The 4,246-nt window shown below is 60.6% G+C and carries 4 protein-coding genes; 3 read left to right on the top strand and 1 reads right to left on the bottom strand.

What is annotated here, in order from left to right; genetic code table 11:
* The first annotated feature begins 66 nt into the window (after positions 1-66).
* Entirely contained in the window at positions 67-1,494 is a 1,428-nt protein-coding gene (locus WCA53_RS24935) for an efflux transporter outer membrane subunit (protein ID WP_423916710.1), read from the top strand.
* Between the two features lie 210 nt (positions 1,495-1,704).
* Positions 1,705-2,718 carry a Gfo/Idh/MocA family protein gene (locus WCA53_RS24940; protein ID WP_423916712.1) on the top strand — a complete coding sequence of 338 codons (1,014 nt, stop codon included), beginning with the start codon at positions 1,705-1,707 and terminating at the stop codon, positions 2,716-2,718.
* A 39-nt stretch (positions 2,719-2,757) separates the two neighbouring features.
* On the opposite strand, the gene WCA53_RS24945 is transcribed toward WCA53_RS24940, so the two are convergent.
* Positions 2,758-3,645: an SDR family oxidoreductase gene (locus WCA53_RS24945; RefSeq protein WP_423916715.1), complete on the bottom strand. Its 888-nt coding sequence runs from the start codon at positions 3,643-3,645 to the stop codon at positions 2,758-2,760.
* A 159-nt stretch (positions 3,646-3,804) separates the two neighbouring features.
* Here WCA53_RS24945 and WCA53_RS24950 point away from each other — a divergent pair.
* Positions 3,805-4,246: cupin domain-containing protein (locus tag WCA53_RS24950; protein ID WP_423916717.1), on the top strand; the 442-nt coding region annotated here is incomplete at its 3' end.

A 4,246-nucleotide genomic window follows, 5' to 3' on the forward strand; every position in this document is an offset into this window, starting at 1 on the left:
CCTCCTGAAGACTCCGCGCGGCCCCGTTGCGCCGTCCGCCGGCCATTGACGGCAAAACTACTATTTATGATGTTCGCTAGCCCTACTGCCCCTCTATTTCTTACGCTGCTGGCGTCCGCGTGCGTCATCTCGGCCTGTACGGTCGGCCCTGACTACGCCGGTGCTCCGCAGGTCGCGCCTGATGCGGCGCACGCGGCCAACTTCGTGCGCACGCCCGCGGTCGGTATCGTCTCCACGCGCGCGCCAAGTCAATGGTGGCTGGCACTCGACGATCCGCAATTGAACGCGCTCATCGACGCCACACTGGCCCATAACCCGGACGTTCACGCGGCGCAAGCGCGTCTGCGCGAAGCGCGCGCGCAGTTGCAACACCAACAGGCGGACGGCATGCCCAGCGTCTCTTTCGACGCTGCCGCGTTGCGCGTGCGCGACCCCAACCTGAGTTCGCTGTCATCGTCCCAGGGTAGCTCGGGCAGCTCATCGTCATCCGGCGGAGGACCGCTACAGCTCTATACAGCGGGCTTCGATGCTTCGTGGGAGATCGATCTGTTCGGCGGCACCCGACGCGCGGTAGAAGCCGCGTCGGCGCAAGCGGATGCGGTCGACGCCGACCTCGCCGACACGCAAGTGTCGCTCGCGGCCGAAGTCGCGCAAGCCTATGTGGATCTGCGTGACGAGCAGCAGCGCCTGACGCTTGCGCAACGCTCGGCGGAACTCGAGCAGCAGATGCTCACGCTGACGCAGCAGCGTCGCGCGCGCGGCACGGCGGCAGAAGTCGATGTGGAGCGCCTGACCACGCAGGTCGAGAGTACCCGCGCGACGCTGACGCCGCTGGACGCGCAAGTGGCCGACTCGCTCGATCAGGCGTTGTCGGCGTTACGCCCCCTGCCAGCGTTGCCGGCGTCCGTCGCTATCGGCGACCCTGCCTCAATGCTGCAGCAACGGCCCGATATTCGCGCAGCGGAACGGCGGCTTGCTTCCAGCAACGCCGTGATCGGCGAGAACAAGGCTGACTTCTTCCCGAAGGTAACGCTGTTCGGTGACCTAAGCTACACCGCCGCCGATCCGGGCCACCTTGTCCGCAAGAACAATTTCAGCTGGATCGGCGCGCCTTATCTGCAGTGGAACATACTGGACTTTGGCCGCACGCTCTCGAGCGTTCACAGCGCTGAGGCTTCCCGCGACGAGGCCGATGCGAAATACACGCATGCCGTGCTCGCCGCCTTGCAGGACGCGAATGGTTCGCTGTCGCGTTATGGACACCAGCGCGAACATCTGGCTACGTTGCAGCAAGTGCAGGCGTCGGCGGACCGCTCGGCTACGTTGATGCGTCAGCGTTATACAGCCGGCACATCGAGCCTGATCGATTTACTCGATACGCAACGCACGCAGTTCAGCGCGCAGCAGAATGTAGTCGCCGGACAAGCCGAATTGCTAAAGGATTTTGTTTCGTTGCAGAAGAGCCTGGGTTTGGGCTGGCGATTGCAGGGGTGACGCGCACCTCGCCGGCAACCTCCTGCGCATGGCCCATATAGCCGGACATGGCCGGTCCCTGAGCGGGTCCTGCTTCAGCGATCGCAATCACCGAGTGTAAGCTGGCACGATCGGACGCTTCTGGTCCTTCGCGGGCTCATGGACTTGCCGACTCATGCGGTAGTTCAGCCTGCTCTACGCCTCAGATACTTGATTGGAAAAGGGGATGTCATGGCAAGGGATGAAATTGTCTGGGGGATCCTGGGCACAGCGAAGATCAACGACAAGGTTGTCATGCCCATGCACAGCGCGCCAAAGTGTCGGGTGAAGGGCATTGCGTCGCGATCTCAGGAGAAGGCTCGGGAAGCCGCAGCCAAATATGGTTTGACCGTCGCATACGACAGTTACGAGGCACTCCTGGCGGACCCGGAAATCGACGCGGTCTACATTCCACTGCCCAATCACCTCCACGTGGAATGGACGATCAAATCCGTCGAGGCGGGCAAGCACGTCCTGTGTGAGAAGCCGATCGGGCTGGACGCCCAACAGGTTGAACGCCTCATCGCTGCGCGCGACAGGCACGGCCGATACATACAGGAAGCCTTCATGGTCCGCACGCATCCGCAATGGTTGAAGGTGCGCGCCTTGATTGACGAAGGTACCATCGGCGAATTGCGGGCAGTAACCGGCGGCTTCGCCTATAACAACACGAACCCGCACGATATCCGCAACCAGAGCGAACTAGGGGGCGGCGGTCTGCTCGATATTGGTTGTTATCCCATCACAACGTCACGCTTCATTACCCGGTGTGAGCCAAGGCGAGTGGTTGCCCTGATGGAGCAGGATCCGGTATTCGAAGTGGACCGGCTTGGCTCTGTGCTGATGGACTTTGACGGTGTGCAGGCGAGTTTCTTTTACTCGACTCAGACCCATAACTATCAGCGGATGCAATTTCACGGTACCAAGGGGCGGATCGAGGTCGAGATTCCATTCAATGCACCCAGCGATCGGCCGGCGCGTCTGTTGGTGAGTCAAAACACCAGCGCCGGTGTCGGGGCTGATCGCTGGCTCGAACTTCCAGTGTGCGATCAATATGGCGTCGCAGCCGGCATGTTCGCGGAGGCGATATTGAGCGGAAGTCCGCAGGCTATGCCGCTAGAAGATGCGCGCGCAAACATGCGAGTGATCGACGCCGTGTTCCGCTCGGCTCGATCGGGCGCGTGGGAGAGAATCGTGGAGAATTGAGGTGCTGCGCAGGGGCAACCTCCGCCATGCATTTGCCCACTATGCGTAGCGCATCTCTTCGAGATCGGCGATCAGTCCCGTACCCTTTGGCTGCCATGCCAATCGTTCCTGCGTAAGCGCGCTGGATGCGGACATGTCGGAGCCGACGAATGCACTGAGCCAGCCGAAGTGCGCGGGTGCATCTGCGGCAGCAATGCTCTTTACCGGTACGTTCAGGCCGCGACCAATGACTTCAGCAATGATCCGCAGCGGTATGCCCTCCTCGGCGACTGCATGGTACCGGCTGCCCGCCCCGCGCTTCTCTAACGCGAGAACGTAGAGACGGGCTGCGTCACTGACATGCACAGCCGACCAGCGGTTGAGGCCGCCGTCAACATAGGCGGAAACGCCCTTCTGTCGAGCCAGTTCGATCAAGGGGCTGATAAGACCTTGCTTAACGCAATTGTGGACTTGCGAAAGGCGCACCACCGAGACGTTGACACCACGCTGTGCCAACGCACCACAGGTGAGTTCCGATGCCTTGCGGGGGTTCGGGTGGTCAGGATTAAAGTGGTATTCGGTCGCGGGCTTGCCGTGCCCGGCACCACCCATTCCAGTCACAGAGGTAACAATGAAAGGGCGATCCGATCCGTGCAGCGCAGAGCCCATGGCTTCGATGGCTTGCCGGTCTGCGTCGCAGTTCGCCACGAACTTCGAAAAGTCGTGATTGAAGGCCGTGTGGATGATCCCATCTGCCAAGCCTGCGCCGAGACGCAGGCTTTCGAGGTCCTCGATATCGCCACGATGCACTTCAGCTCCGACAGCGGCGAGCGATTGGGCGCCCGCGTCCGACCGTGTCAGCCCGAGTACCTGATGGCCAGCGTCGATGAGTTCGCGAACAACCTTCGTTCCAATAAAGCCGGTGGCGCCGGTAACAAAAACACGCATGGTAAGCTTTCCTTTGGGTGGGCTAAAGTTGTTTAGCGTGGGCTATAAGGCTGCGATCAAGGCCGCAGTCGCAGACCCGTGACACCTACTGTAGATTCCGTTCGCGGTACGATCAATGTCGTATAGTCCGCATTTTTGGATCAAACGTCCGGAAATTTCATGGACCCACTCTCAGACATGTTGTCTTTACTGAAGCCTCGCAGCCTTGTATCGGGCGGCGTTTCAATGAGCCACAACACGGCGATTCAATGGCCACAACATGAAGGCATCAAATGCTATGCCGTGGTCTCTGGTCAATGCTGGCTGTCTGTGGATGGCGTTACCGATCCCGTGCTTCTCACGGCTGGCGACTGCTACTTGTTGCCGCCGGGGCCGCCTTTCTGTCTTGCCACCCACCTGTCGGTAAAACCTGTCGACTTCCAACTGCTACGTGTAGCGGGGGGATTGGGTACGGCTATTTTTGGCAGCGAAGGAGAGGGTTGTTATCTCGTCGGCGGTCACTTCTTACTCACGGGTGGCCACGCCGACATGTTATTGGGCTCGCTGCCGCCTATCGTGCATATCCGCAAGGAGTCGGATAAGGCGGCGATGCGTTGGTCGC

Source organism: Caballeronia sp. (assembly GCF_049581465.1).
Lineage (GTDB): Bacteria > Pseudomonadota > Gammaproteobacteria > Burkholderiales > Burkholderiaceae > Caballeronia.